25 protein-coding genes, 2 tRNA genes and 1 other RNA gene are annotated in these 23,786 nt (G+C 61.0%); 10 read left to right on the top strand and 18 right to left on the bottom strand.

What is annotated here, in order from left to right; translation table 11 throughout:
• Positions 1-111 precede the first annotated feature (111 nt).
• The 14 genes from ACN0WV_RS10460 to ACN0WV_RS10395 all read right to left on the bottom strand — a co-directional run bounded on the left by ACN0WV_RS10460 (position 112) and on the right by ACN0WV_RS10395 (position 12,130).
• The gene (locus ACN0WV_RS10460) at positions 112-1,140 is read right to left on the bottom strand and encodes a tyrosine-type recombinase/integrase (RefSeq protein ID WP_417605574.1); all 1,029 of its coding nucleotides are present in this window, start codon (positions 1,138-1,140) and stop codon (positions 112-114) included.
• A gap of 104 nt (positions 1,141-1,244) precedes the next feature.
• Positions 1,245-1,664: a DNA-binding protein gene (locus tag ACN0WV_RS10455; protein WP_417605572.1), complete on the bottom strand. Its 420-nt coding sequence runs from the start codon at positions 1,662-1,664 to the stop codon at positions 1,245-1,247.
• On the bottom strand, positions 1,664-1,876 hold the full coding sequence (locus tag ACN0WV_RS10450) for a MerR family transcriptional regulator (RefSeq protein WP_417605570.1): 213 nt from the start codon (positions 1,874-1,876) through the stop codon (positions 1,664-1,666). Before ACN0WV_RS10450 ends, ACN0WV_RS10455 begins: the two co-directional genes overlap by 1 nt.
• 96 nt (positions 1,877-1,972) lie before the next feature.
• Positions 1,973-2,770 (bottom strand): hypothetical protein, encoded by a 798-nt coding sequence (locus ACN0WV_RS10445; RefSeq protein WP_417605569.1) that lies wholly within the window; start codon positions 2,768-2,770, stop codon positions 1,973-1,975.
• 103 nt (positions 2,771-2,873) lie between these two features.
• Positions 2,874-4,082 carry a tyrosine-type recombinase/integrase gene (locus ACN0WV_RS10440; RefSeq protein ID WP_417605567.1) on the bottom strand — a complete coding sequence of 403 codons (1,209 nt, stop codon included), beginning with the start codon at positions 4,080-4,082 and terminating at the stop codon, positions 2,874-2,876.
• Positions 4,083-4,233: 151 nt separating this feature from the next.
• Positions 4,234-4,323 (bottom strand) — tRNA-Ser (locus tag ACN0WV_RS10435).
• 693 nt (positions 4,324-5,016) lie between these two features.
• Complete coding sequence (gene nagA, locus ACN0WV_RS10430) at positions 5,017-6,189, bottom strand: N-acetylglucosamine-6-phosphate deacetylase (protein WP_417605565.1); 1,173 nt, start codon at positions 6,187-6,189, stop codon at positions 5,017-5,019.
• Positions 6,176-6,958, bottom strand: coding sequence for a glucosamine-6-phosphate deaminase (nagB, locus tag ACN0WV_RS10425; RefSeq protein ID WP_417605563.1), 783 nt, complete (start codon positions 6,956-6,958; stop codon positions 6,176-6,178). The genes nagA and nagB overlap by 14 nt, the downstream gene beginning before the upstream one ends.
• Entirely contained in the window at positions 6,955-7,863 is a 909-nt protein-coding gene (locus ACN0WV_RS10420) for an ROK family protein (protein ID WP_417605561.1), read from the bottom strand. Before ACN0WV_RS10420 ends, nagB begins: the two co-directional genes overlap by 4 nt.
• On the bottom strand, positions 7,863-8,558 hold the full coding sequence (locus ACN0WV_RS10415; protein ID WP_417605559.1) for an N-acetylmannosamine-6-phosphate 2-epimerase: 696 nt from the start codon (positions 8,556-8,558) through the stop codon (positions 7,863-7,865). Before ACN0WV_RS10415 ends, ACN0WV_RS10420 begins: the two co-directional genes overlap by 1 nt.
• 5 nt (positions 8,559-8,563) lie before the next feature.
• Positions 8,564-9,838: a TRAP transporter large permease gene (locus ACN0WV_RS10410; protein WP_417605557.1), complete on the bottom strand. Its 1,275-nt coding sequence runs from the start codon at positions 9,836-9,838 to the stop codon at positions 8,564-8,566.
• On the bottom strand, positions 9,835-10,314 hold the full coding sequence (locus ACN0WV_RS10405) for a TRAP transporter small permease (protein WP_417605555.1): 480 nt from the start codon (positions 10,312-10,314) through the stop codon (positions 9,835-9,837). Before ACN0WV_RS10405 ends, ACN0WV_RS10410 begins: the two co-directional genes overlap by 4 nt.
• 62 nt (positions 10,315-10,376) lie before the next feature.
• Positions 10,377-11,339, bottom strand: a complete 963-nt coding sequence (locus ACN0WV_RS10400) for a DctP family TRAP transporter solute-binding subunit (RefSeq protein ID WP_417605553.1) — start codon at positions 11,337-11,339, stop codon at positions 10,377-10,379.
• 47 nt (positions 11,340-11,386) lie between these two features.
• Positions 11,387-12,130 carry an FCD domain-containing protein gene (locus ACN0WV_RS10395; RefSeq protein ID WP_417605551.1) on the bottom strand — a complete coding sequence of 248 codons (744 nt, stop codon included), beginning with the start codon at positions 12,128-12,130 and terminating at the stop codon, positions 11,387-11,389.
• Positions 12,131-12,292: 162 nt separating this feature from the next.
• On the opposite strand from ACN0WV_RS10395, the gene ACN0WV_RS10390 reads away from it, so the two are divergent.
• The 5 genes from ACN0WV_RS10390 to ACN0WV_RS10370 all read left to right on the top strand — a co-directional run bounded on the left by ACN0WV_RS10390 (position 12,293) and on the right by ACN0WV_RS10370 (position 17,812).
• Entirely contained in the window at positions 12,293-13,195 is a 903-nt protein-coding gene (locus tag ACN0WV_RS10390) for a dihydrodipicolinate synthase family protein (RefSeq protein WP_417605549.1), read from the top strand.
• Positions 13,196-13,265: 70 nt separating this feature from the next.
• Positions 13,266-14,429 carry an N-acetylneuraminate epimerase gene (locus ACN0WV_RS10385; protein WP_417605548.1) on the top strand — a complete coding sequence of 388 codons (1,164 nt, stop codon included), beginning with the start codon at positions 13,266-13,268 and terminating at the stop codon, positions 14,427-14,429.
• A gap of 536 nt (positions 14,430-14,965) precedes the next feature.
• Positions 14,966-15,916 carry an MBL fold metallo-hydrolase gene (locus tag ACN0WV_RS10380; protein ID WP_417605546.1) on the top strand — a complete coding sequence of 317 codons (951 nt, stop codon included), beginning with the start codon at positions 14,966-14,968 and terminating at the stop codon, positions 15,914-15,916.
• A 91-nt stretch (positions 15,917-16,007) separates the two neighbouring features.
• Positions 16,008-17,627, top strand: a complete 1,620-nt coding sequence (locus ACN0WV_RS10375) for an FAD-dependent oxidoreductase (RefSeq protein WP_417605544.1) — start codon at positions 16,008-16,010, stop codon at positions 17,625-17,627.
• Positions 17,624-17,812, top strand: coding sequence for a DUF2783 domain-containing protein (locus ACN0WV_RS10370; RefSeq protein WP_116598727.1), 189 nt, complete (start codon positions 17,624-17,626; stop codon positions 17,810-17,812). The genes ACN0WV_RS10375 and ACN0WV_RS10370 overlap by 4 nt, the downstream gene beginning before the upstream one ends.
• Before the next feature lie 216 nt (positions 17,813-18,028).
• On the opposite strand, the gene ACN0WV_RS10365 is transcribed toward ACN0WV_RS10370, so the two are convergent.
• A tRNA-His gene (locus tag ACN0WV_RS10365) sits at positions 18,029-18,105 on the bottom strand.
• Positions 18,106-18,430: 325 nt separating this feature from the next.
• Between ACN0WV_RS10365 and ACN0WV_RS10360 the strand changes: the two genes are divergently transcribed.
• Positions 18,431-18,622, top strand: a complete 192-nt coding sequence (locus tag ACN0WV_RS10360) for a DUF6324 family protein (protein ID WP_084353763.1) — start codon at positions 18,431-18,433, stop codon at positions 18,620-18,622.
• Between the two features lie 31 nt (positions 18,623-18,653).
• Here ACN0WV_RS10360 and ACN0WV_RS10355 read toward each other — a convergent pair whose 3' ends face one another.
• On the bottom strand, positions 18,654-19,097 hold the full coding sequence (locus ACN0WV_RS10355) for an MmcB family DNA repair protein (protein WP_417605542.1): 444 nt from the start codon (positions 19,095-19,097) through the stop codon (positions 18,654-18,656).
• A 151-nt stretch (positions 19,098-19,248) separates the two neighbouring features.
• Here ACN0WV_RS10355 and ssrS point away from each other — a divergent pair.
• Positions 19,249-19,405, top strand: a non-coding RNA gene (gene ssrS / locus ACN0WV_RS19510) — 6S RNA.
• Positions 19,406-19,452: 47 nt separating this feature from the next.
• On the opposite strand, the gene ACN0WV_RS10350 is transcribed toward ssrS, so the two are convergent.
• Positions 19,453-19,758, bottom strand: coding sequence for a hypothetical protein (locus tag ACN0WV_RS10350; protein WP_084353765.1), 306 nt, complete (start codon positions 19,756-19,758; stop codon positions 19,453-19,455).
• Positions 19,759-19,907: 149 nt separating this feature from the next.
• Between ACN0WV_RS10350 and ACN0WV_RS10345 the strand changes: the two genes are divergently transcribed.
• The 3 genes from ACN0WV_RS10345 (at position 19,908) to ACN0WV_RS10335 (ending at position 23,137) form a co-directional block, all read left to right on the top strand.
• Positions 19,908-21,212 carry a hypothetical protein gene (locus ACN0WV_RS10345; protein ID WP_417605540.1) on the top strand — a complete coding sequence of 435 codons (1,305 nt, stop codon included), beginning with the start codon at positions 19,908-19,910 and terminating at the stop codon, positions 21,210-21,212.
• Positions 21,212-21,976, top strand: coding sequence for a COG3904 family protein (locus ACN0WV_RS10340; protein ID WP_417605538.1), 765 nt, complete (start codon positions 21,212-21,214; stop codon positions 21,974-21,976). Before ACN0WV_RS10345 ends, ACN0WV_RS10340 begins: the two co-directional genes overlap by 1 nt.
• 156 nt (positions 21,977-22,132) lie before the next feature.
• Positions 22,133-23,137, top strand: coding sequence for a formylglycine-generating enzyme family protein (locus tag ACN0WV_RS10335; RefSeq protein ID WP_417605536.1), 1,005 nt, complete (start codon positions 22,133-22,135; stop codon positions 23,135-23,137).
• Between the two features lie 119 nt (positions 23,138-23,256).
• Here ACN0WV_RS10335 and ACN0WV_RS10330 read toward each other — a convergent pair whose 3' ends face one another.
• Positions 23,257-23,715 (bottom strand): Lrp/AsnC family transcriptional regulator, encoded by a 459-nt coding sequence (locus tag ACN0WV_RS10330; RefSeq protein WP_438942717.1) that lies wholly within the window; start codon positions 23,713-23,715, stop codon positions 23,257-23,259.
• Positions 23,716-23,786 lie beyond the last annotated feature (71 nt).

The following is a 23,786-nucleotide window of genomic DNA, read 5'->3' as shown; positions in this document are numbered from 1 at the left end:
CCCTTGGAGATTTATTGACAACCTCTCATCAACCTCACCTTTGGGCAAGTGGCGCATTGCCCAGTTTCAGCATCCCTTGCATCCCGCGACACCCTGAAAAACTTGCGGCGACTAATCTCGGTCAGCCATGCCCCGGATCAACTCCATTTGGCGTTCTACCGTGACAGGCAGATAGGAATTGACCGTAACAGCAAGGCTCTCGTGGCCGAGGTTCATCGACCATGCCTTGCGTTGCTCCATCGTCGTGCTGATTTCATCCCCGTATTTGGTCAGTGTCTTGCGGAAGGCGTGCGGCGTGAACTGAGGGAGTTGGACATTGGCAAAAGCGCCCCGAATGATCGCGTTGAGCGGCGACGCATTGGCATAGCCTTCGCGCGCCAGACCCAAATTGCAAAGCCCTTGTCCCGGCACATAGCCCGTCTTGGCCTTGGGAAACAGCGCGTCGTCTGGCCCGAACAGTTTGTCATCCCGCAGAAACCTCACCCATTCCGTGAAGCACGCGCGATAGGCGGGATCGACCGGGAAGAACTGGCACATGATGGTTTTCGCGCCCTTGGTATTCACCTCGCGCGCATCCTGAAACACATGGCCCAGATCAACGTTGACGTGTTTCAGCTTCAGCGACGCCACCGCGCCATCGCGCGCGCCGGTCAGCATGAAAAACGCGAACAGCGCCTTGTCGCGTTTATCGAACTCCGTCTCGAACGGCATCGCCTGAAACGCATGGGCGGCCTGCTGCATGGACGGATAGGGGATTTCACGTTGGGTATGTGCTACCCTGCCCGCCTTGAGCGTGTTGTTGAAATACTCGACGTCCGGATAGGTCAGCACCCGCTTGAACCCTGGACGGCTGACCAACCAGTGAAAGAACCCTTTGACCAGCCGCAAGGTGGCATCGACCGTCGAAAAGGCCAGCGGCTTGCCGGTCTTTGCGTTCTTTTGCCTAGCCAGGTAGGCCTTGAAATCCGCTGCCTGCTGACGATGGAATTTCTTGAACGCCTTGGTTTTCGTGCTGTCCTCGAACTGCCGGATTGCGGCCATCACCTTATCGATAGACTTCTCGTCCTGACCTTTGGCGTGGCGCAGATAGGTGGCGTAGTCGTGTTTGATACGCTCGTTTTCCTCGATATAGTTCGCCATGGTCCGATCCTTTCTTTGACCCTTGTTTTTCCTGTCATTTCCGCCGGATTCAGCGGCCCGCCGGAAGTGGTGTTTTACGCTAGGGTTGTGGGGTTCTCTTAGGGTCAGCAGCTATGGCGTGTGGCGATGGCCAGGAACTGCGCCAGTTCATCGCGCATCTTGAGCGAGACGAACTTGTTGCAAGGTGTCTCACAGACCCCGCACAACGCCATCAGCCTGCCCCGCGCGGGGTTGAAAGGTTCATAGTCCGCCATGTCTCCATAGGGTGCACGCGGGGCGCGGCACGACATGCAATAGAACTCATCCGGTGCTAGCTTGCGGGACGTCTTTGGCAGCCGACTTTCGAGGAAACGCTTGAGTTCACGGCCAAGGATCAGGTGCGGCTTTTGGCTGTCCAGCACCGCAAGCCCCGCCGGTCGCCATGCCCGGACCGTGTGGGGCGTGACGCCCACCGCATCCGCGGCGCTGTCATAGGTGTATTGGCGATGTATCTTGACCCTGCGCGCCGAAACACGCTTGGCCATTAGTCTCGCCCCGCCTTCGCTGGATCGACCCGGTTTGTCTCAGCCCATGCGTTCAGATCAGCGCCCCGGTAAATGATCTTGCGGCCCAGCTTGTAGAATGCTGGCCCCATGCCCTTGTGACGCCACTGGGCCAACTTATCGCGATCACCGATCAGGTTCAGTTCGTTGTCGCCAAGCACGTAGTTGCGGTTGTTTTCAAATAAGCTTGCCATTGTTCAGCCCTCTTCAATTGCTACCGAGGATTCTGAAGCAGGTTTGATGCTATTGAAAACAAGGGAAGAAGTGCCGCATTCAAGGTGACGAAAGATCTATCGTTTCACACCTTTTGGGTGTTTATTGGACGCACTATCGTCATGACTTTGCCAACCACCGTCGTCATCGGATGACAGTCCAAATAATCCACCAAGCATGTTTTTTCTGGGCTGTAGGTCTTCACCGGTCAACTGGTCGATTGCCCACATGCCAGCCCGCTTGAAGTTGGCACGGATGCCTAGAATCCGAAATACTTCCTCAAGCGCGCGCCCGTAATCAGTTGACGGGTGATCCCCGTCACGTGACGTTCCAATGGTTGGCTTCTGCCCACTTTCGCCCGCAATAAATCGCGCAAACCGCAGTGCGATGGTTCGTGCATAGTGATTAGGAGGGCGTGAGCTTCCGCTCCAATATTCCCGCTCCTGATCTTCAAGCTCTTGTAATCTTTTATGGAACTCAGTGCGCAGATCCAAGAGAACAAACGCGGAGGTGATTGGAAGGCCAACCTCGGACGCATTTTTTCTCACTAAGTCGCTAACGCCACTGATGGGAAGATCCTTCAGTCGCAACCGGCTTTGACGCGCCGCTATATTACAAATCCGTTCGGCAGTATCGTTACGCTCATCCTCGCGTCCTACCGCAGACAGCAAAAAGCGGATCAGTTGATCGGCGTTATTCAATCCGTCTTGAACAAGCTGTTTTTCCTCCAGAAACTCGGCCTTACTATCGTGAAAGTTAGGTTTCGTCGTGTCGAAAGCCGTAAAATAATCAGAGCCAAGGCCCCACCCGCCACCCGTTCGAAAGGGCTCGACGACCTTGTTCAGCTGTTCATTCAGGGTGGGGTCTTGTTTCATAAGGTTACTCTACTTAGACCTTTTGAACGTTCAACAGGTTTTGCTCCATTGCTTTCAATTGGGAACTTCACAGAAGGCGTAACAATCACAGCCTTTCGGCACTTCATTTGCCAGCACCCGCGACCAGGTCAACAATATTCCCATGGCTTGCCGACACATATTCAGACCAGCGATCCATAAGCGCACGTCGCTTTTCCAGGAGATCAGACCGCGCATATGCTCGCTCGACATTAGATCCGACCGTATGCGCAAGGCTCATTTCAGCAACCTCACGAGGCACATTGGCCACTTCGGACGCCCAATCCCGGAATGTTGACCTAAAACCATGTACCGTGACGCCTTCGACCTGCATCCGTCGCAACAGCATCAGCATCGACATATTCGACAACGGTTTGTGCCGCTTCTGACCTTCAAACACATATTCAGATTGCATCGCCTTCAACGGCTCGATGATTGCTAGCATTTCATCGGTCAGTGGCACCCGGTGATCCTCGCCCGTCTTCATGCGGATCGCGGGACAGGTCCAAAGCCGCGCGTCAAAGTCGATTTCTTCCCACCGCAGGCCCAGCGCCTCGCCTGTCCTTGATCCGGTCAGGCAGGTGAACATCAACGCCCTCGCCGCCATCGCGTCGCGGGTTTTCAGGTCAGCGTAGAAAGCAGGCACGTCCTGCCAACGCATTGCATTATGGTGTTTCACCTTGGCTTTTACTTTGGGCAGAGCTTGGGCGTCCTTGATCGCGGTCACGGGGTTCTCACCAGATCGGAAGCCCTTGGAACGCGCCACGTCCAGCACGGTCTTGATCCGTTGCGCCAGACGTTTCGCGGTTTCGTGCTTTTCGGTCCAGATCGGCGCAAGACACATCATCACTTCGGGCTGGCCAATGCTGTCAATCGGCATCCGCCCGATCTTGGGGAAGGCGTAGTCGCGCAGGGTGTTGATCCATTGCTGGCCATGCTTGGCGTTCTTCCAAGTCGGCATCCGGTCGATATGCACCTGTTTGGCAAATTCCTCGAAACTCGGCACCTCGCGTTTGGCATTGAAACGCGGGTTGAGGCCTTGCTTGGCCATGCGCCGATATTCCAGCGCCCGGTCGCGCGCTTGGTTCAGCGTGACGATGTCAGCGCCGCCCAAGCCGAAGTCTGTCCGCAACGGCGCGCCCTTCTTGTTCTTTTGACCTTTGACCACGACACGCACGATCCAGCGCCGCGCGCCGGACGGGTCCACCACCAGATACAGGCCCGACCCGTCGCCATGTCGTCCCGGCCCGAGATTCTCCACCAGCTTCTTTGTCAGCTTTCCAGTCAGGGCCATGTCGATAAATACCACACTCCATACCACTCAAGGAAAGCATACGGGCGGTATCGAAAGAAATCCAACGAAAAGCAGTAAGCGCGCAACCCTAACGGAACAAAGCAAAAAGGCCGCCCAAGGCGACCCATGCAAATCGTTCAAAATGGTGGGGTGGCGGAGCGACAGGGATTCGAACCCTGGAGACGGTCTCCCGCCTACACACTTTCCAGGCGTGCGCCTTCGACCACTCGGCCACCGCTCCGTGACGGGCGCTTAACACGGCTTACTCACGGCTCGCAACCCTCTAAATTCTTGCCGGTTGTGCAGTCCCGGCCTCTGATGGACCTGATTGAGGATGAAGCGACCTGACTATGACGTCCAAAGTCCAGATATCCATTTGTAGGGGGTGAGGTCACCGCGCATCTTGAGCAAGCCTGCGCCCCCTGCTGTGATGTGCCTAAAGAGTGATTGATAGTGCCTGCTTCAGGCCACGACCTCCAACCGCCGTCCCGTTTGATCCGAGGTTCGACACCAGAGGGCACCGGTTCATGTAGCCTGTATCATGCGCTTAATTCCGGCTAGCGATAGAGCGCACCGACACCGGTGCATTTCCATGCAGGTCGCGACACGCAGACGTCCGGCTGTGAAGCTTTTTGCTGAAAGCAGACGGTTCATCATTCCGCGGTGCGCTGACGGAGCTTCTATGTGCGGTTGGTCAATCCACCGCATCAGCGTCAAGTCATGTCCACGGAGCGGGCACGGTCTGCAAGACAGATTATCGCGGTCAATACCAAGCAGATCAGCTTGCCCCGGGGACGCTCTGCCGATGATTGCACCATGCCATTGACGCGCCTCCGGAAACAAACCTGTTTTGCCGGGCGCGCCGCCCAAAAGATCGCGTTCCGGCACCGGTTTGTCAATCCGCGCGCATAGACATTTGGCGTCAACCTCGGGATCAGCCGTTGTCGAAATCCAGCAACAGACCATCGGTCATACCCGCGGCCACGTCCAAGCTTTGTGTCAGGCAGGTGAGTGTCGCACGCGCGCCCGGTTGCACTGTCCCGATCTCCCCGGCCCTGCCCAATGCGCGGGCTGGGTTGGCTGTCGCCATCCTCAAAGCATCGAGCAGGCTAAGCCCCGCGTGATCCATCATGTTCCGCACGCTGTCGATCATGCTGACATGCGCGCCGGCCAAACGGCCGGTTTTGTTTGTCAATCGCGTGCCGCGCAATTCGATTTCTTCGCCGTGAAGTTCGAACCCGGTCAACTGGCCGGCCAGGGTCAACATCGCGTCGGTCACCAGGCACAGCCGGTCCGGCATCAACCGCGCTGCGGTCGCGACGTTGCGCCAGTCGACATGATGCCCATCCGCGATGATCCCGGCAAACAAACCTTGCGAGGCCAGCGTGGCCCCCACCACCCCCGGTTCGCGCCCGGTCATCTGCGACATTGCGTTGAACAGATGCGTGACGCCGACAAGTCCTTGGGCCTCGGCCTGCGCGATCTGGTCGGCACTGGCCTCGCTATGCCCGGCAAAGACGCGGATACCGGCTGCGGTCAGGCGCGACAAGGCGCCCGAGGGCAGGTTTTCGGGCGCAACGGTCAACAGCAGCGTGCCGTTTTGCGCGGCGGTCAGCCGGTCAAGATCCTCGGCATCCATGGCGCGGATCGCGCGCGGATCGTGGATACCGGGGCGCGCATGTGACAGGAACGGACCTTCAAGATGCAGCCCGATTATGCCGGGCACGCCCTGGGCGATGGCCTCCTGCACGGCGCTGATCGCGCGGGCATAATCGCGCCCCGCTGCGGTTATAAACGTGGGCAGGATATAGGCGGTGCCGCCCTGCCGTGCCCCGGCCGCGATCCGCCGTAGAGCCTCGGGGCTTGGGTCAAAGTTGAACTGCGTGTCCCCTGCCCCGTTGATCTGAAGGTCGATGAAGCCGGGTGCGACCAGATCGAACTCGACGGCGGTCCGGTCCTGCGCATCGCGTGCGGTCGCGGCCCGGACAGCGGTGATCCGCCCGTTGGCCATCTCGATGATCTGGTCGGGGCGCAGATCGGCGCAGATCCCGTCATAAAGCTGATGCGCGAAGACGCGTTGCGGATGTTCCGGCTCAGTCGAAGGCACTGTCGCGTCCTCCCGGATGCACATTTTCATAATAATCCGTGAAGGTCAGCGCCCCTGCCGCCGCTTTGTCGAGTATGACCGTCGCGGAGGCGTGAAGCTGCAACGCCGAGGCCGGGCAAGCGGCGCTCAGCGGCCCCTCGACCATGCGCATGACGGCGTCGGCCTTGGCATCTCCGGTGGCGAGCAGCACACAGGCCCTGGAGGCGAGGATGGTGGCGACGCCCATGGTTATGGCGTAGCGCGGCGTGTCTTCGAAGGATGCAAAATAGCGCTGGTTGGCGCGACGGGTGCTTGTCGTCAGGGTCTTGACCCGCGTGCGCGATCCAAGGCTGGCGGTCGGCTCGTTAAAGCCGATATGTCCGTTTTGCCCGATCCCCAGAAGTTGCAGATCAATGCCGCCCGCAGCCGCGATCAACGCCTCGTATTCAAGCGAGGCCGCCTGCGGATCGGGGGCATCGCCTTTCGGCAGATGGGCGCGCGCCGGGTCGATATCGACATGGCGGAAGAACGCCTCCTGCATATAGCTGTGATAAGAGCAGGGATGATCCGGTGCCAGACCGATATATTCGTCGAGGTTGAAGCTGGTCGTTTTTGTAAACGAAAGCCCGTCCTCGCGGTGGCGCTGCGCAAGCGCCTCGTAGAGCGGCAGCATGGTGCCGCCGGTTGCCAGCCCCAGAACGGCATCGGGTGTCGCGGTCACGGTGCGTGCCACAATATCTGCGGCACGCTGCATGGCCGCCTGTTCGTCGGGAAGGATCAGGACCTTCATGGGTTTTCCTTTCTCAGATGTGCCGCCAACGCGCCGATCAGCGGCGCGTCATGGCCAAGCGTTGCGGGCACAAGGCGCGGGCGGAACAGCGCAGGTTCTTCGGCCAGCGCGGCACGGGCGCGGTCGATATATCCCGGTGCCAGCCCGATGCTGCCGCCCATCGACACGGTGTCGAGTCCCAGAATGGCTGTAAGATCGCCGATCAGGGTCGCCACGGCGCTGGCCGAGGTTGCGATGATCCGGTCGGCCCAGTCCTGCCCGTTGGCCGCGGCGGCAAACACCGCGCGCGCGTCCCTATCGGCGTGACCGGCAGCCGCAGCGGCAGCGGCGATACCGCGCCCGCCCGCGATGCTTTCAACGGTTGCCATGCGACCGCTGCCGCAGGGCCCGCTGGCGTGACGGCTGGAGACAAAGCCGACATGCCCGGCCAACCCGTTCTCACTGGCAATCAGACGGTTCGCGATGACCAGCCCGCCGCCGACACCGGTGGACACGGTGAGATAGGCAAAGCTGTCGCTGCTGCTTCCCGCGCCGAACAGGCCTTCGGCCAGGGCGGCGGCGGCGGCGTCGTTCAGGCATGTCGCTGCCCCCAGATCACGCACCAGCGTCTGTTCCAGCCCAAAGCCGAGGATGGCAGGCAGCGTGCCGCGATTGACGGCGTGCCACGCCCCCGCCCTGTCGACCCGCCCGGCAACGGCGACGCCCAGAGGCGCGCCGCTTGCGTGGCCAAGCCTGTCCAGCAGGGTCCGGATCGCCGCGATCTGCGCATCGGGATCGGCGGCGGCATCGGTCGGCGCGATCAGGCGTTCGGCCACGACGCCTTGCTCGATCCGCGCGGCGGCGATCTTTGTGCCGCCCAGATCGGCGGCAAATCCTGTCAGGGTGTTGCGCGGCATGTTCTGCATTACTGCGTCTCGACAGTCCGTGCGACAGCCTGTGCAACCGCATCATGGAACCAGCCGGTGACATGTTCCAGCCGCGTCAGGGCCGTGCCGACCGTGACCGCATCCGCCCCCGCAGCCATCGCGCTGCCCGCAAGCTCGGGCGTGTTGACCCGGCCCTCGGCCATGACGAAAGCGCCCAGATCGTGAAAGGCGCGGATCAGGTCATAGTCCACGCCCTCGCTTCGGCCAGCGGTCTGCTCGGTGTAGCCCGACAGTGTGGTGCCGAGGATCGCGGCACCTTCCTTCAGCGCCCGCTTGCCATCTTCAAGGTTGGAGCAATCGGCCATCGCCAGCTTTCCCGCCGCATGGATCGCGGCAAGGATCGCAGCCGTCGTTTCCGGGCGGGGCCGGTCGGTGGCGTCATAGGCGATGATGTCGGCCCCGGCCTCTGCCAGCGCTTGCACATCGGCTAAATAAGGCGTGATCCGCACCGGGCTGTCGTCAAGGTCGCGCTTGAGGATCCCGATGACCGGCACCGACACGCGCGGGCGCACCGCAGCAAGGTTTTCCGCGCCCTCGATCCGCAGACCGGCCGCGCCCCCCGCCACGGCCGCGGCGGCCATCGCGGCGACAATCTCGGGGTGATCCAGCGGCCCGTCATCGACCGGCTGACAGGACACGACAAGACCGCCGCGCAAGGTTTCAAGTACAGTCATGTTCATCAGTCCATCAGGCTCGGAAGGCCGGTTGACAGGATCGGGAAGGCGCAGACCAGGATCAGCACCACGAAGGGCGGGATCAGCCAGGGCAGGATCGCCTTTGCCAACCGCTGATAGGGAATGCCCCCGACCTGGGCCACCACGAACAGCGCCATACCCATCGGCGGCGTCAGGATCGAGATCATCAGGTTCAGCACGGTGATGATGCCGAAATGCACAGGATCGATGCCAAAGCCCATGGCAACCGGCACCAGAATGGGCACGACCACCAGCAGGATCACCAGCGCCTCGATGAAACAGCCCAGAAAGAAGATCATCAGGTTGACCGCGATCAGGAAGGTGACCGGACTGTCTGCAATGGACAGAAAGAAGGTGGCGATCTGCTGCGGCGCCTGCTCGCGTGCCATGATGAAGCTGAGCAATCCGACACCCGCCACGATCGTCGCAATCGAGGCCGACGTGACCGTGGTGTCGTAGATCGAGTCCCACAGCTTGCGGAAGGTCAGTTCGCGGTAAAAAATCAGGTCGATCATGACCGCGTAAAGCACGGTGATCGCCGCCGCTTCGGTCGGCGAGAACAGCCCCGAGAAGATGCCACCGACGATGACCACCGGGGTCATCAGCGCAGGCAGCGATTTCACGAACAGCGTGCCGATTTGCCCCGCAGAGCTGCGCGGATCGCGCGGGTAGTCGCGCTTGCGGGCGATGAACCAGACCATGACCATCAGCGCCACGGCGCACATGACCCCCGGAACGATGCCGCCCAGAAACAGCTTGCCGATAGAGACGTTGGCGATGACGCCGTACAAAACCATGGTGATAGACGGCGGCACCAGCGGGCCGATCATCGACGAGGCGGCGGTCACGGCACCGGCAAAGTCATCGTCATAGCCCGCGTCGCGCATCGCCTCGATCTCCATCTTGCCCAGACCGCCGGCGTCAGCCAAGGCCGAGCCAGACATGCCGGAGAAGAACAGCGACGCCAAAACGTTGACATGCCCCAGCCCCCCGGTGACATGGCCGACAAGGCTGCGCGCGAAACCAAACAGGTGATTGGTGATCCCGGCAGAGTTCAGCACACCCGCCGCCAGAATGAACAGCGGCACGGCAAGCAGCGGAAAGCTGTTGAGCCCATCCGTCATCCGCTGCATGGCAAAGCTGATGCCCATGCCGGTGTAATAGAAATATCCCATCGACACGAAGATCATGGCGATCCCGATGGGCACACCGATCAGCACGAAGATCAGCCAAAGAATACCGACGGTGGCAAGGATCATAGCGTGGGCTCCCGCGTGACAGAAACATCGCGGCGGCCCAGCAGGCGGCGCACGATCCGGTGGAATATCAGGATGGCGGCGACAAGGCCGGAAGCGTAAAGCACCGCGTCGGTTGTCGGCAGGGTGACGGTGACGTTGTCCCAGGTCCGCAGAACGGTCTTGTAGCCGATCCAGGTCAGATGCCCGACAATACCCAGATAAACGAGGTCGATCACGGTATAGAGAATGCGGCGCGCACCGGCGGGCAGCAGTTCCGCCAGAAAGGCCATCTTGAGCTGACCGTCCTGACGCTCGACCTCGGCAATGCCGATGAAGGCCATCCAGACCCAAAGCCATCGCGCGGCCTCCTCCGTCCAGACCGGGCCGCGAAACAGCGGCGTGCGGCCAAAGACCTGGATCAGCACGACACCGATCAGAACGATGAAGATCACCGATGCGACGATGCCCTCGATGCTGTATTTGCGCGGATATTTCAACGGCCTAGCCCCCTCCGGACAGATGATTTCTGCGGGCGCCGCAACGCCCGCAGAAAGATTGCTTATTCGCCGCGTACGCGGGCGATGGCACCTTCACCGAACTGCTCTTCGAGCGTGTCGTAGTAGGGCTGCATCGCATTGCGGAACGGAGCCAGATCGGGGCGGGTGATGGTCAAGCCGCGCTCTTCAAAGGTGGCGATCAAGTCTTCCTCGGCCTGCTGTGTCAGGCTGTTGTTCAACTCGCCACCGGCCGCAACGGCTTCGGTGATCCAGCCCTTTTCGTCATCGCTCAGACTGTCCCACAGATCATCGGAGATCTGCACCGCCGCCGAGGCGACGAAGTGGTTGGTCATCGCGACATGGCTTTGAACCTCGTAGAATTTCATCGCCTCGATTGTGGGCAGCGGGTTCTCTTCGGCATCGACCTGATTGGTCTGAAGCGCCAGGTAAACCTCGGCGAACGCGACCGGAGCAGGCGTTGCGCCGACATTTTCCGCGTAGGCGATCAGGAAGGGCACGTTGGGCGTGCGCAGACGCAGACCCGCCATATCGTCGATGGATTCGATGGCGCGGTTCGATGTGGTCTGGCGGGTGCCGTAATACCAGACATCCAGAAGATGGACGCCCTTTTCCTCGAACTTCGCCGACATTTCCTGACCCCAGTCACCGGCGATGATGTCTTTGAGATGGGCAAAATCGTCGGCAACATAAGGCGCGCCGATCAGGTTCAGCTCGGGGATGATATAGCTCATGTCGGGATAGCCGGTGATGACCATATCCAGCTCGCCCGCCTGAAGCTGCGCGACCATCGCCTTGAAGTCGCCAAGCGTCGAGGACGGGAACAGGTTCACGGTCAGCTCACCGCCCGAGACTTCCTCCAGATTGGACGCGAATTCCTGCGCCCCCTTGTAGACGTTCGAGGCTTCGTTGTCTTGCAGACCAAAGGTCAGCTCACGTTCAGCCATGGCCGGAGCGGCCAGCGCCAGGGTCGCCGCACAGGCGAGAAGAGTGGTCTTGAGTTTCATCATATCCTCCTTGATGTTCGATGAATGGCGAACAGGTCCGCCGGTTGTCAGTGTGTGGTGCGTCCGCCGGCTTCCGGCGACAGCTGCGGTGCCTTGAGGCGCGCCCGATAGGACCGGGTCAGATGTCGATCCATCACATCGGTCGCGGTGACGACATCGCCATCCAGAACCGCCTGATAGATCTCGCGATGTTCGTCATAGGCAATCCGATCATAGCGCAATGGATTAGGCGTCGGCGGGCGATGCGCGATCATCGTGCTGACGAACATGTCGTGCAGCGTCAGGATCACCGGGTTGCCGACAACCGAGACAAGGGCACGATGGAACGCGATGTCGGTCGGTGCAAAATCGGCCGTGCCGACAGCTTCGAAGTTCTTCTCAAGCGCGGCCTGCAACTTGGCCAGCTGGATATTATCGGCGCGCTTTGCAGCCTCGCGTGCGGCACCGGTTTCGATGAACTGGCGCATCTGCTCAAGATGCGCGCCGCTTTCGGCATCGCCCAGCACCTCACGGATCAGATCGCCGGTTCCCCGCAGCACCGTCGCGATGGAGGGAAGTGTCGCGCGGGGCCGCTTGCCCGCCCCGGCGGTGAGATAGCCGCGCATCTGCATCTGGGCCAGCGCCTCGCGCACCGTGGGCCGCGAGGCAGAGAACCGCTCGCACAGGTCGCGCTCTGTCGGCAGAGGTGCCTCGGGCGCGAACACCCCGCCCCGGATCTCGCCGATCAGCGTATCGGCGATCAGGTCCGGCGTGCGTCGGGGCGCATGGATATCATCAGCATCAGTGTCCACTGGTCTCTCCTCTTGCTTCATCTGGTATTACCAGAATATTATCTTGTCAAACTAAAATTCATTCGTATATTGCCAGAAATGAATTAACGCCGTGATTTTGTCAGTCCAGCCGGGTCCCGGCTTGTCACAATGGCGCGGCATGACAAAAGGTAGACCCCAACGATGACCGAACGACTGACTGGCATGTATGCCGCGCTGATGACTGGCCTTGCCGATGACGGGGCCTTCGACGAGACGCGCCAGCGCGGCCTGACCGACTATGTCCTCAGGCAGGGGCTGGCCGGACTATATGTCGGTGGCAGCAGCGGCGAATCGGGCCTTCTGGGGGTTGATGAACTGGCCGAGCAGCAGGGGGTCGTCGCCGATTGCGCCAAGGAGAGCGGCGCAAAACTGATCGCCCATGTCGGCATGCCCAACCTGCGCGATTCTGTCCGTCTGGCAAAGCGCGCCTCGGATCTGGGGTATCATGCACTGTCGGCCCTGCCGCCGCATTCCTACCCGTTCAGCGATGCCGAGATCGAAGGTTATTACACGGATCTGGCCGCCGCCACCGACCTGCCGCTGATTGTCTACGAGGTGCCGGTGCGCACCGGCCGCCCGATCGCGCTGGACTCGCTGGAGCGTATCCTCGACCTGCCCAACGTCGCCGGGATCAAGTTCACCTCCACCGATCTGTTCAAGTTCTCGATGCTGCGCCGCCGTCGCCCCGACAGCAGCTATTTCTTCGGCTTCGACGAGATTTACATGACCGGCGGCGTGCTGGGCGCGGATGGCGGCATCGGAACGACCTACAACATCCTCGGCAAGCTATATGTCGCGCTGGATGCAGCGCTGCGCGATGGCGACCTGCCCCGCGCACAGCAATTGCAGGACGCGTCCCAGATCTTTGTCGAGGCGCTTCTGGATACTGGCGTTCTGCCGGGCATGAAGGCCGCCTTCCGCGTCCTTGGCATTGATTGTGGCCAGACGCGCGCGCCCATGTCCCTGCGCATGTCCGAAGACAAAGCCGAAGCGCATATGCGCGCTGTTCTTGAGCGCCCCGAAATCAAGCCCTGGCTGGTTTGAAGGCGTCCCTGCCCGAACAAAAAAACCGCCCGCGGGCGCCGGGAACATCACAACAGGAGGAAACTATACAATGACACTACGTACCCAAATTCTTGGTGGAGCAGGCGCGCTTGCCCTTCTCGCCGCGACGGCCGGAACTGCACTGGCCGAGGATTGGCCTGATCTGCCCGTCGGCGTGAAGAACGGAATCGCCGAACGCATTGGCGACCAACTGATCGTCGGTCTGGGCAGTGCCGGCACGCAGGTTTTTGCGCTGGACCTGAATGACACCGCCGCCGGCTGGCAAGCACTTGCCGAATTCGACGGCCCTGCCCCATCGCAACCCGCGACAGCGGTATCGAACGGTGCGCTTTATGTCTTCAGCGGATCCGGCAACGCAACGGCCGATGCGGCATCCCCGATCATCTTCGAAACGGTCACCCGTTATGATCCCGAAGCCGACAGCTGGGAAACGCTCGACACCACCACGCCGGTCGGCCTGCTGGGTGCCAGTGCGGTCACGCTGTCGGATGGTCGCATCGCCATTCTCGGCGGTTACAACAAAGAGCTTTTCGACAAGTATCTTTCCGAGGTTCTGGCCATCGACAAGGAAACCGACCCCGACGCCTGGAATGAGGTGGTCGATTCCTACATGGGGATGGAGCCGAAGGACTACCGCTGGAACGACATGGTCTTGACTTATGACACCGCCGCAAACGCGTGGGGCGATCTAGGTGCCAATCCCGAACTGCCGAATACCGGCTCTGCCGTGGTTGGAACCGCGCCCGGAACCTTCCTGATCGTCAACGGCGAGATCAAGCCGGGGCTGCGCACTGATGCGGTCAAATCCGTCACCTTTGGTGTGGATGCGGCAGAATGGTCGGAAGTGGCCCCGGTTCCGGCACCCGATGGCAGCGATGTGCAGGAAGGCCTTGCCGGAGCCTACAGCGCTCTGACCGACAATGGCGTTCTGGTTGCCGGCGGTGCCAACTTCCTTGGCGCGCAGGCCGCAGCCGAAGCCGGTAACTGGTATGCCCACAATGGGCTTGATAAACACTGGGCCGCCGAGGTTTTCGCGCTGCAAGACGACGCGTGGACTCAGGTCGGTGAATTGCCTGAAGGGCTGGCCTATGGCGGGTCTTTCCCGGTCGATGGCGGGCTTCTTGTTGTTGGCGGCGAAGACAGTGAAAGAGCGGCACGCACCGACGTCTTCCTGGTTCAGTGGGATGGCGAAGAGCTTGCGATTGTAGACTGACACCAATCGGCAGTCGGCGCAGCCACCCGCGCCGACTGCCAAATCGTCGCATCAAAATGATGATGCTTAGCGGATCTTTGCGCGAAGGAACGCTTTGCCAAAGTCAGAAGTCGCGTTTCAGGATGGTCGTTGGACATGACATCTGGTCCGCACCGTCTCGCCTGTCGGGCCTTGGCGTGACAAAGGCGGGGACGGTTGCATTGTTCCGGCGACTGCACGTCAAGAGCGCTGTCGCCCAAGGTTCAAACGGCCAGAGCAAAGATCGCGTGACTAAACTCGCAATATTGACCGAGCTTTGGTCACTCACCAAGTCCATGCCGCGCAAGCAGACCGCTGGCGCGAGATCCCGACTGCCTTGCGCTGGCCGATCCTCGCCAATAGCATGGCATCGCCGGGGTCGGCGCGCAATGCCGCAGCGACCAACGCAACACGAACCGTTTGCTAAGCACCTGATCCGCCTGACGCTTCGGGCGGGACTATAACATTTGGCATGTCCGACGAATTCCTGCGTTCCGACGTGCAAGAGAGGATCACTGATGGCCAAGGCATTCGCGTCCCAGGGCGACATGGGCGAAAAGAAGATCAGCTTCACCGAGGTAGGCGACGGGTTGTGGGCCTTCACCGCAGAGGGCGATCCCAATAGCGGCGTCATCATCGGCGATGACAGCGTGATGATCGTCGAGGCCCAGGCAACGCCGCGCCTGGCGAATATGGTCATTGGGAAAGTGCGCGAGGTCACCGACAAGCCGATCAGCCATGTCGTGATGACCCATTATCACGCGGTGCGCGTACTGGGCGCGTCAGCTTATGGTGCCGATCAGGTCATCATGGGCGAGCAGGCCCGCGCCATGGTCGTCGAACGCGGACAGGAAGACTGGGACAGTGAATTCCAGCGTTTCCCGCGCCTTTTCGAAGGACATGAGAGCATTCCCGGTCTGACCTGGCCCACCACCACGTTCAACGATGCCATGACCGTCTACCTTGGCAACCGCCGGGTTGATCTGACGCATCTGGGCCGCGCGCATACGGCGGGGGACATCGTTGTGCATGTGCCGGATCAGAACGTCATGTTTACCGGCGACATCGTGGAATATCACAGCGCCTGCTATTGCGGCGACGGGCATTTCGGCGACTGGGGCGATACGCTCGACAATATCGCGTCATTCGATCTGGACGCCATTGCGCCGGGGCGCGGTGATGCCCTGCTGGGCCGCGACATGGTCAATGCCGCGTTGGAAAACACCCGTGATTTTGTCGAAAGCACCTATATCCCTGCCGCCCGCGTCGCCGCGCGGGGTGGCAGCCTGAAAGAGGCATGGAACGCCGTGCGCGCCGAATGCGACCCGAAATTCGCCGATTACGCGATCTATGAACATTGTCTGCCCTTCAACGTCGCCCGCGCCTATGACGAGGCACGCGGCATCGACACCCCCCGCATCTGGACGGCGCAGCGAGACATCGAGATGTGGGAGGCTTTGCAAGGCTGACCTTGTCGGCACGGCCCGATTTGGGCCGGCCCAAAGCACGGGAGACTTCATTCTTGGGCCTCCCACCTTCCGAAGAAACGGGAGCAACGCGATGACCAAGATCTGCGATACGGCGCTTTACCCTTACGCGCGCAGCGCCGACCAGAACGCGGCAACGCCTTTGCGTCATTCGGTCATCATCATCGGTGCGGGGCCAGTCGGGCTTGCCACCGCGATTGATCTCGCGCAACAGGGCGTGCCGGTTGTCGTGCTGGACGACAATGACCGGGTCAGTTCCGGCTCGCGCGCCATATGCTTTGCCAAACGCCCCTTGGAAATCCTTGATCGGTTGGGCTGCGGCCAGCCCATGGTCGACAAGGGTGTGATCTGGAGCAAGGGCAAGGTGTTTTTCGGCGATCGGCGCATCTATGACTTCAACCTGCTGCCCGAGGATGGTCACAAGCGCCCGGCATTCATCAACCTTCAACAATACTATTTCGAGCTTCACCTGCTGGAACGCGTCCGTGCGCTTCAGGCCGAAGGCAAGCAGATCGAGCTGCGCGGCAAGAACCGCGTCACCGCCATCGACCCCCAGCCCGACCATGTCACTCTTGAGGTGGACACCCCCGAAGGCCCCTACAATGTCGAGGCCGATTGGCTGATCGCCTGCGATGGCGCAGGCTCGCCCAGCCGGACAATGCTGGGGCTGGATTTCGTCGGCCGCGTGTTCGAGGATAATTTCCTGATTGCCGACGTGGTCATGCAGGCGGATTTCCCGACCGAGCGTTGGTTCTGGTTTGACCCCCATTTCAACAAGGGGCAGTCGGCGCTGCTGCACAAACAACCCGATGGTGTCTGGCGAATTGACCTGCAATTGGGCTGGGGTATCGACAAGGCCGAGGAAAAGAAGCCCAAGAACGTCATCCCCCGACTGAAAGCGATGCTGGGCGAGGACACGCAGTTCGAACTGGAATGGGTCAGCATCTACACCTTCCAATGCCGCAGGATGGAACGGTTCCGGCATGGCCGCGTGCTGTTTGCCGGAGATTCCGCCCATCAGGTCAGCCCGTTCGGCGCGCGCGGCGCGAATTCAGGCGTGCAGGACGCCGACAACCTCGCGTGGAAACTGGCACTGGTGATTGACGGCAAAGCACCCGAAAGCCTGATGGACAGCTATGACATGGAACGCTTGCATGGCGCGGACGAGAACATCCTGAACTCGACCCGTTCGACCGATTTCATCACGCCCAAATCGGAGATCAGCCGTATTTTCCGCGACGCCGTGCTGGATCTTAGCGAGAATTACGCATTTGCCCGCCCCATGGTGAATTCCGGCCGCCTGTCCGTGCCTTGCACCTATGATGGCTCTCCGTTGAATTCGCCCGACGCATTGAACGGGCCAGAGCGTACCCGCCCCGGATCGCCCTGCCCCGATGCGCCGCTCGGCGATGGGTTTCTTTTGTCCCGGCTGGGCGGCGCGTTTGTCCTGTTGACGATAAATACAGACGCCCCCGAAGTTTTGGATATTGACGGTTTGCCCCTCACGCGCGTCGCAATCTCAACCGGGGACGACCCAACGGAACACATCAAAACCCGCTATCTGGGTGAAAGCGAAACTGCGGTCTACCTGATCCGACCGGATCAGCATGTCGCGGCGCGCTACCCCGGCTATGATGCGGAGCAGATCACCGCAGCCATGCGCCGCGCCACCGGAATGGAGAGCCAGCAATGAGCGCCTTGATCCTGAAACCGAATATCGACAGCCCGGATGATGTCTATGCCGACCTTCTGGCCGCGCATGACGGGCTGACCAAGGCCCAAAGCGATGCGCTCAACGCGCGTCTGATCCTGATCCTTGCAAACCATATCGGGGACCGCGACGTGCTGCGACAGGCGCTTGCCGCCGCCGTAAAATAGCTGATTGCGATTGCCAGGCGCAGCCAGTGTTTTTAGCGTTTGGCCATTTGAACAGCGGAGACGCGAACGGATCGTCTGCACATGTTCGTGTTTTTGCCTCGCGCGGAACAGGAGTCTTCAAGTGGGCTGGCGCGGGCAAAGGATCTGGCAATCAACAGTCGACGGCCCCTCGCCGTGGCCCAAGCGTACAAATCGTAGTATCGTAGCGAAGGTTGTTGGTACCGCCTCCCCGGCTTGAACGGGGGACCTCTGGATCCACAATCCAGCGCTCTAACCAACTGAGCTAAGGCGGCACTGGCGGGCGGAATAGCGCCAAGCGGATGTGATTGCAAGCCCTTTAGGTCAGGAATTCGTACGCTCGCAGATCAATCCAGACCCACGATACGACAACGCCGGCATCAAAGATATGCCGGGCTTGCGACCGCGCCTTGTGCCGCCCGTTGACACCGCAAAATATGCAGACCATGCGGCGGTTGCCTTGCGTTCAACGCGCCATCCGATATGGCGCTGGGGCAGATTGCGATATTGTGCTTCTCCCAGATCCACGATGCGCAACGAGTCCGGCTTGCAAATCAACGGGCAAAGCGCTAGCTCCGCGCCATCACTGGGAGAAAACCGATGGGCATCAACACCGAAAAAGACATCGAGGCGAACCTTCAGATCGGTCCGACGGATCAGGGCATGGTGCGTCTGTTCATCTACGCGGGCGACAAGGAAATCCCGATGGATTTCGACCCCGAAGAAGCCGAAGAAATCGCCGAGGAAATCCGCGCCGCTGCACAAGCCGCAAAGCGCATCGGCAAGCGCTGAGCGTCAGACGCGGACGGCCTGACCGGCCCCCCTATCCCCAGATCGCGGCATCCGGATCGCGAAGCCCTTGCAGACGCCTTGCCGCATGTTGTGCGATCTTGCGGGTCAGCACCGTTCGGCGCGCACCTGCCAGCCTGTCTTCCGGGGCCATACGCAGAATCTCTGCATCATAGGCATCGGCGATAATCAGTCCGGTTTCCTCAGGCAGCAGGTCTGTCGGAAAATCCTGATCGACCGCCCAGAAGAACCTGTCGCACCATTGCAGATAGCCCTGCCACTTGGCATCGCACATGAAATCCGCCCGGCTGGACTTGCACTCGATCACCCAAAGCTCGCCCCTTGGTCCAAGAGCGGCCACATCGACGCGCAGGCCGCGATCGGGCACAAACTCCTCGACCGAGACAAATCCAAGCGCAAGCAGGTGCCGCGCCACGCCACGCGCCAAAAGCTGTCCGGGTTGCAGATCATCTTTCATCGCCAAACTGTGAACAAAAGATGAACGAAATTCAAGCCTTTTGAGCAATTTTCACTGACGACAGCCCTCGCGCCGACAGAACGCGACAGCGGCACGATATTTCGTGACACCCCTTGTCGGAACAGTGCGGGCGTATTACCTCTGCGATTGGCGGGTACTGCCCTTCTCGTAATACGGTTGCATTCCAGTGGCCTTAAGCAATTCCGAGGGAGCTGGCTCTGTCCGGACCCTGGTTCGGTTACCTGGCGCCCACCTGTATAAACAGGTCCTCCGGAATGAGATAACCATACGGAAGGTGCGGTCCCGCCACTTTGCGCCCTCGATACGTCGGGGCGCAATCTCCTGAAAATGGCTGTTAAAGCAGACGCTTGCGGGGTTCCACCCGGACAGGTACCGTTGCGTATTCACGCATACCGCGACCACCGTTGGGGCCTTCGTCGTCTTCTTGCATCCGCATGATCGCGATGCCGAACTGGACGCCCGCAAAAACGATGCCGTTGAACACCCACAGCATCACGACCGCAAGCAGACCCATATCGCTATGCGCCACCAGATAGCCCAGATTTGCCACGTCAAACCACAACAGTCCGGCCACGAACGCTGCGGAAATACCGAAACCGATGGCGACCTGAGTGATATACAGTCGGATGAGCGCTGGCATGATCTGAAACTCCTGTTCACATATCTTTAAGATAGGCTTCTGTGGCGCACAAGCAAGGTGCCGCCTATGGTACTGCGCGAAACTTGGCCCATATTGCATCAACGCACGGGCTGGTGCCGACTGCGCCACGATCAAAGGAAATGCGAGAGATGACAGACGACACCACGGCACAGACCCAGCGAATGCGGGACGCGCGCGAGATCGAGGGCCATCTGAGCTGGCTCGACACGATCACCGGCACGTCGCTGGGGGTACTGGCAACGGCGTCGGGCATCTACACCTATCTCGGTGTCTCCTCGCTGCTGGACAATACCGGCGCGCTTAGCTTCTTTGCCGCAGCGGCCTATTCGATTGCGGTATCGGTCGGAATTTTCGTCTTCTGGTCCTACCTGATGCGGCTTTTGCCCGCGATGCAAACGGCGGCCAGCCGGATCGGGCTGGTGCTGTGCATGTTGCTGGGCTCCGGCGCGATCGTGGCCATGTCCAGCTGGCTGAACGCCGCCGCCCTGGCCGGGTCCGCCGCCGTGGAACAGCATCTGGCGCGCACCGTTCAGGATTATCAGGGCGCTCTGGAGCAATCCCATTCCGTGGCCGTGGCCGCGCAGGGGCTGGAACGTGACGTGGCCCGCGTGCGCACCACGCTGGATGACCTGTCCCAGCAAGAGGCAGAGGGCAACCTGTCGGGTCTTGCCGGGCGCGGTGCGGTGTTTCGCATTCTGCGCCAGAAATCGGCGGAACTGGCCGGGTTGGAAACCCAGATCGCCAGCCAGTCCGGCCTTGTCGCTTCGGCCTTTTCCGAGGGCAACGCGATCCTGAAACGGATGCGCGAGTTGACGGTAGAGACCGGCCCGGTCGAGGCGCGATCGGTCATCTTCTCGGAAGAGGCCGTGCGGCTGGCGGGCATCATCACCACTCTGCGGCAGCTCTCGGTGGCCCCCTTGGTGGAACGCGCCGCCGCGGATCTGGCCGCGGCCGTCGTCTTGCCGGAACTGGACGGGCGCAGCGCCGATGCGCGCAACAATCAGCAGGCCACCATAACCTCTGTCATGGATGTGCTGGGCCAGCGCGCCCAGACGCTGCAACAGGCCGCGCGCGAGGTCATGGACCTGCCAGCGCCCGAGGAAACCGCCTATACGCCGATCTCCGCCGCTGACGCGGTGATCCGCTATGCGGGCGATTTTGTGCCCTCCTGGGCCGGCGCCATCGCGATTGATCTGCTGCCCGCCGTGCTGGTCCTGATCATCGCCGTGGCACAGGGTGCCATCCGGACAGGGCGCAGGAACGTGCCCGTCGAGGACCGCATGACCCTGTCGGAACTGCGGGCCGCCGTCATCGCGCTGCGCGATGTCGAGACCGTCGCGGGCCCGCCCCCCTCTGCCACACCGACACCCACCAATGACGACCGCAAAGGCCCGCATGCGGTGCCGCTTGACCCTGAAAGGTCGCGGTCGTGATGTCGGCCCGGTTTTCGGCCCCCTCCGCGAAAGGCGCGTTGAAACTGATTCTGGCGCTTCAGGTCGGCATCGCGGTGCTGCTGATCGCAGGCGATATGGGCGCGGCTCTGCCAAACCTGTTCAACCCGTCGCAGCAGCCGGAATTTGACACGCCCGTGGCCCCCGGCGACCAGACCCGCAAATTCAACCCGTCACCGCGCCTGACCCAGCCGGGAACGCTGCCTTACGGCATTCCGTCCGACATGCCCTCGCGCCTGCTGTTCGAACCGACGGATATAGACGGCACGCCCGGCCTTGTTGTGACCGGCACGGTCCTTGCAGGCGATGCCGCGCGATTTTCCGACGCACTCAAGGCAAACCCCGACATAGAGCGTATCGCGCTGCATTCACCGGGCGGCTCCGTGGACGACGCGCTCCAGATCGGCAGAGCGATCCGCGAGGCCGGTCTGGACACCTCCATGGCAGGGCGCACCGTCTGCCTGTCCGCCTGCCCCTATATCCTGATGGGGGGCGTCACCCGGACGGTGGCGGCAGAGGCCTCAGTCGGCGTGCATCAACACTATTTCGGCGAGAACACCATTCTGCCGGCCTTTCTCGCTGTCGAATCGATCCAGCGCGGTCAGGGCGAAGTCATGGCCTTTCTGCAAGAAATGAACATCGAACTCAGCGTCATGCAGCCTGCCTTGTTGACCCCCCCGGACGAAATTTACGTTTTTGTGCCTGATGAACTGCAAGACTATCGTATTGTGACGCAAGCCGACTGACGGGGATTTCCATTCCCTCGGCCCGAAAACCCTCCACGCATCGCGATTCATCCTTCGGTCAGATTTATCCCCGATACGGACAAATCTGACAGGGTTTTTGCAAAGCGTTACAGGCCGTTTCACCGACGACGACTTTCCGAACCCCAAGAGGCCTACTTGACTGAAAATCGCGTCAACGCACCAACCAAGAACGCTTGCCAAGCCGAGCAAGGCGACACCTGTTGCACCCCAAGCGCCGCAAACCTCGCGCAACGCGACTGGATGACCCATGCGAACGCGGTTCCTGTCGCGCCGGCCGCCGTGCAGGACGAATTGCGGGCGCGCCTGATTGAGATCCCCGGCGGCTTCTTCGAAATGGGTGCCCGCAAGAGCACATATCCGGCCGATCTTGACGCGCCGCGCCGCAAGGTCCGTGTCTCGCCTTTCCGGATCTCGGCCACCACCGTGACGAATGCCGACTATGCGCGCTTTGTCGAAGCGACGGGCTATCGCACCGTCGCCGAGATCTGGGGCTGGAGTTTTGTGTTTCATTTGTTGCTGGACGACCCGGCGCGCTGGCCCAACGCGCCGCCCGGCCTGCCGTGGTGGCGGCAAGTGGAAGGGGCTTCCTGGGCGGCACCGACGGGTCCGGGGTCGTCCTGGGAGGACAAGCCAAATCATCCCGCCGTCCACATCGCGTGGTATGACGCGGCCGCCTATTGCCGGTGGGCTGGCTTGCGGCTGCCGCAAGAGGCGGAATGGGAACGTGCCGCACGCGGCGGACTGGAGCGGATGAAATTCCCCTGGGGCAATGCGATGATGCCCGAAGGTCAGCATGCCGTGAATATCTGGCAGGGCGTGTTTCCACACACAAACACCGCCGAAGACGGTTATCTGGGCACCGCCCCCGTCGATGCTTTCGCGCCAAATGGTTACGGGCTTTATAATTGTTCAGGGAATGTCTGGGAATGGGTGCAGGACTGGTTCGGCGACACCCGTCCTATTGGCCCCGCCCGTGACCCGCGCGGCCCCGGCTCAGGCACCGGTCGGGTGCAGCGCGGCGGCTCTTACCTCTGCCACGACAGCTATTGCGACCGTTACCACGCCCATTCACGCACCCGCAACGACCCGGACAGTTCGACCGGCAATTGCGGATTCCGCGTTGCCGCGTCGCATCGGTAAGACTGTCGGACCGCGGCACTTGATCCCCTGCCCCGCATCGATCGATGCGTTTGAAATGGCCCGTCACGCCACCACAATCTGAAAAAGAGCGCGCGGAAGCGCCCAATTCGGTCAAGCCATCACAGTGGCAACGCGGTGGTGGATTTGATTTCCTCCATCGACAGCAAGGCCGTGACGTTATGCACGCGCACTTCCGAGATCAGCGCCTGATAAAAGCTGTCATAGGCGCGGGCGTTCTTGACCCGGACTTTCAGGATATAGTCGATATCCCCCGCCAGACGATGCGCCTCCTGCACTTCGGGCCGTTCTTTCAATGCCTTGAGGAAGGCTTGCTGCCAGGCCGCCTCGTGTTCGCTGGTGCGGATCAGGACAAAGAAACACGCTTCGAATCCCAATGCTTCGGCATCCAGCACGACGGTCTGTTTGCCGATCACGCCAGCTTCGCGCATTTTGCGGATTCGGTTCCATACCGGCGTCTTGGAAGACCCCACTTCCTTCGCGATATCGTCCAGCGACTGGCTGGCATCCCTCTGCAATGCCCTGAGGATGTTCCGGTCTGTTTCGTCCATGCGCGCCATGATTTCACCTTTCGGCTATAAATCGGGAAAAATTCTCTCCCCGCCCCTCAAGTTAGAACAACTCGTCCTTA

Origin of the sequence: Primorskyibacter flagellatus (assembly GCF_048268605.1) — a bacterium.
GTDB lineage: Bacteria > Pseudomonadota > Alphaproteobacteria > Rhodobacterales > Rhodobacteraceae > Primorskyibacter > Primorskyibacter flagellatus.
The sequence above is the reverse complement of the archived record's forward strand: the minus strand, read 5'-3'. Positions and strand labels throughout refer to the sequence as shown.

Coding starts and splice junctions, on each gene's coding strand:
- ACN0WV_RS10385 (WP_417605548.1), top strand. CDS start 13,266: ATGACACTACGTACCCAAATTCTTGGTGGAGCAGGCGCGCTTGCCCTT.
- ACN0WV_RS10355 (WP_417605542.1), bottom strand. CDS start 19,097: ATGAAAGATGATCTGCAACCCGGACAGCTTTTGGCGCGTGGCGTGGCG.
- ACN0WV_RS10440 (WP_417605567.1), bottom strand. CDS start 4,082: ATGGCCCTGACTGGAAAGCTGACAAAGAAGCTGGTGGAGAATCTCGGG.
- ACN0WV_RS10460 (WP_417605574.1), bottom strand. CDS start 1,140: ATGGCGAACTATATCGAGGAAAACGAGCGTATCAAACACGACTACGCC.
- ACN0WV_RS10375 (WP_417605544.1), top strand. CDS start 16,008: ATGACCAAGATCTGCGATACGGCGCTTTACCCTTACGCGCGCAGCGCC.
- nagB (WP_417605563.1), bottom strand. CDS start 6,958: ATGAAGGTCCTGATCCTTCCCGACGAACAGGCGGCCATGCAGCGTGCC.
- ACN0WV_RS10380 (WP_417605546.1), top strand. CDS start 14,966: ATGGCCAAGGCATTCGCGTCCCAGGGCGACATGGGCGAAAAGAAGATC.
- ACN0WV_RS10390 (WP_417605549.1), top strand. CDS start 12,293: ATGACCGAACGACTGACTGGCATGTATGCCGCGCTGATGACTGGCCTT.
- ACN0WV_RS10360 (WP_084353763.1), top strand. CDS start 18,431: ATGGGCATCAACACCGAAAAAGACATCGAGGCGAACCTTCAGATCGGT.
- ACN0WV_RS10455 (WP_417605572.1), bottom strand. CDS start 1,664: ATGGCCAAGCGTGTTTCGGCGCGCAGGGTCAAGATACATCGCCAATAC.
- ACN0WV_RS10415 (WP_417605559.1), bottom strand. CDS start 8,558: ATGACTGTACTTGAAACCTTGCGCGGCGGTCTTGTCGTGTCCTGTCAG.
- ACN0WV_RS10370 (WP_116598727.1), top strand. CDS start 17,624: ATGAGCGCCTTGATCCTGAAACCGAATATCGACAGCCCGGATGATGTC.
- ACN0WV_RS10410 (WP_417605557.1), bottom strand. CDS start 9,838: ATGATCCTTGCCACCGTCGGTATTCTTTGGCTGATCTTCGTGCTGATC.
- ACN0WV_RS10400 (WP_417605553.1), bottom strand. CDS start 11,339: ATGAAACTCAAGACCACTCTTCTCGCCTGTGCGGCGACCCTGGCGCTG.
- ACN0WV_RS10445 (WP_417605569.1), bottom strand. CDS start 2,770: ATGAAACAAGACCCCACCCTGAATGAACAGCTGAACAAGGTCGTCGAG.
- ACN0WV_RS10330 (WP_438942717.1), bottom strand. CDS start 23,715: ATGGCGCGCATGGACGAAACAGACCGGAACATCCTCAGGGCATTGCAG.
- ACN0WV_RS10420 (WP_417605561.1), bottom strand. CDS start 7,863: ATGCAGAACATGCCGCGCAACACCCTGACAGGATTTGCCGCCGATCTG.
- ACN0WV_RS10345 (WP_417605540.1), top strand. CDS start 19,908: ATGACAGACGACACCACGGCACAGACCCAGCGAATGCGGGACGCGCGC.
- ACN0WV_RS10340 (WP_417605538.1), top strand. CDS start 21,212: ATGTCGGCCCGGTTTTCGGCCCCCTCCGCGAAAGGCGCGTTGAAACTG.
- ACN0WV_RS10350 (WP_084353765.1), bottom strand. CDS start 19,758: ATGCCAGCGCTCATCCGACTGTATATCACTCAGGTCGCCATCGGTTTC.
- ACN0WV_RS10450 (WP_417605570.1), bottom strand. CDS start 1,876: ATGGCAAGCTTATTTGAAAACAACCGCAACTACGTGCTTGGCGACAAC.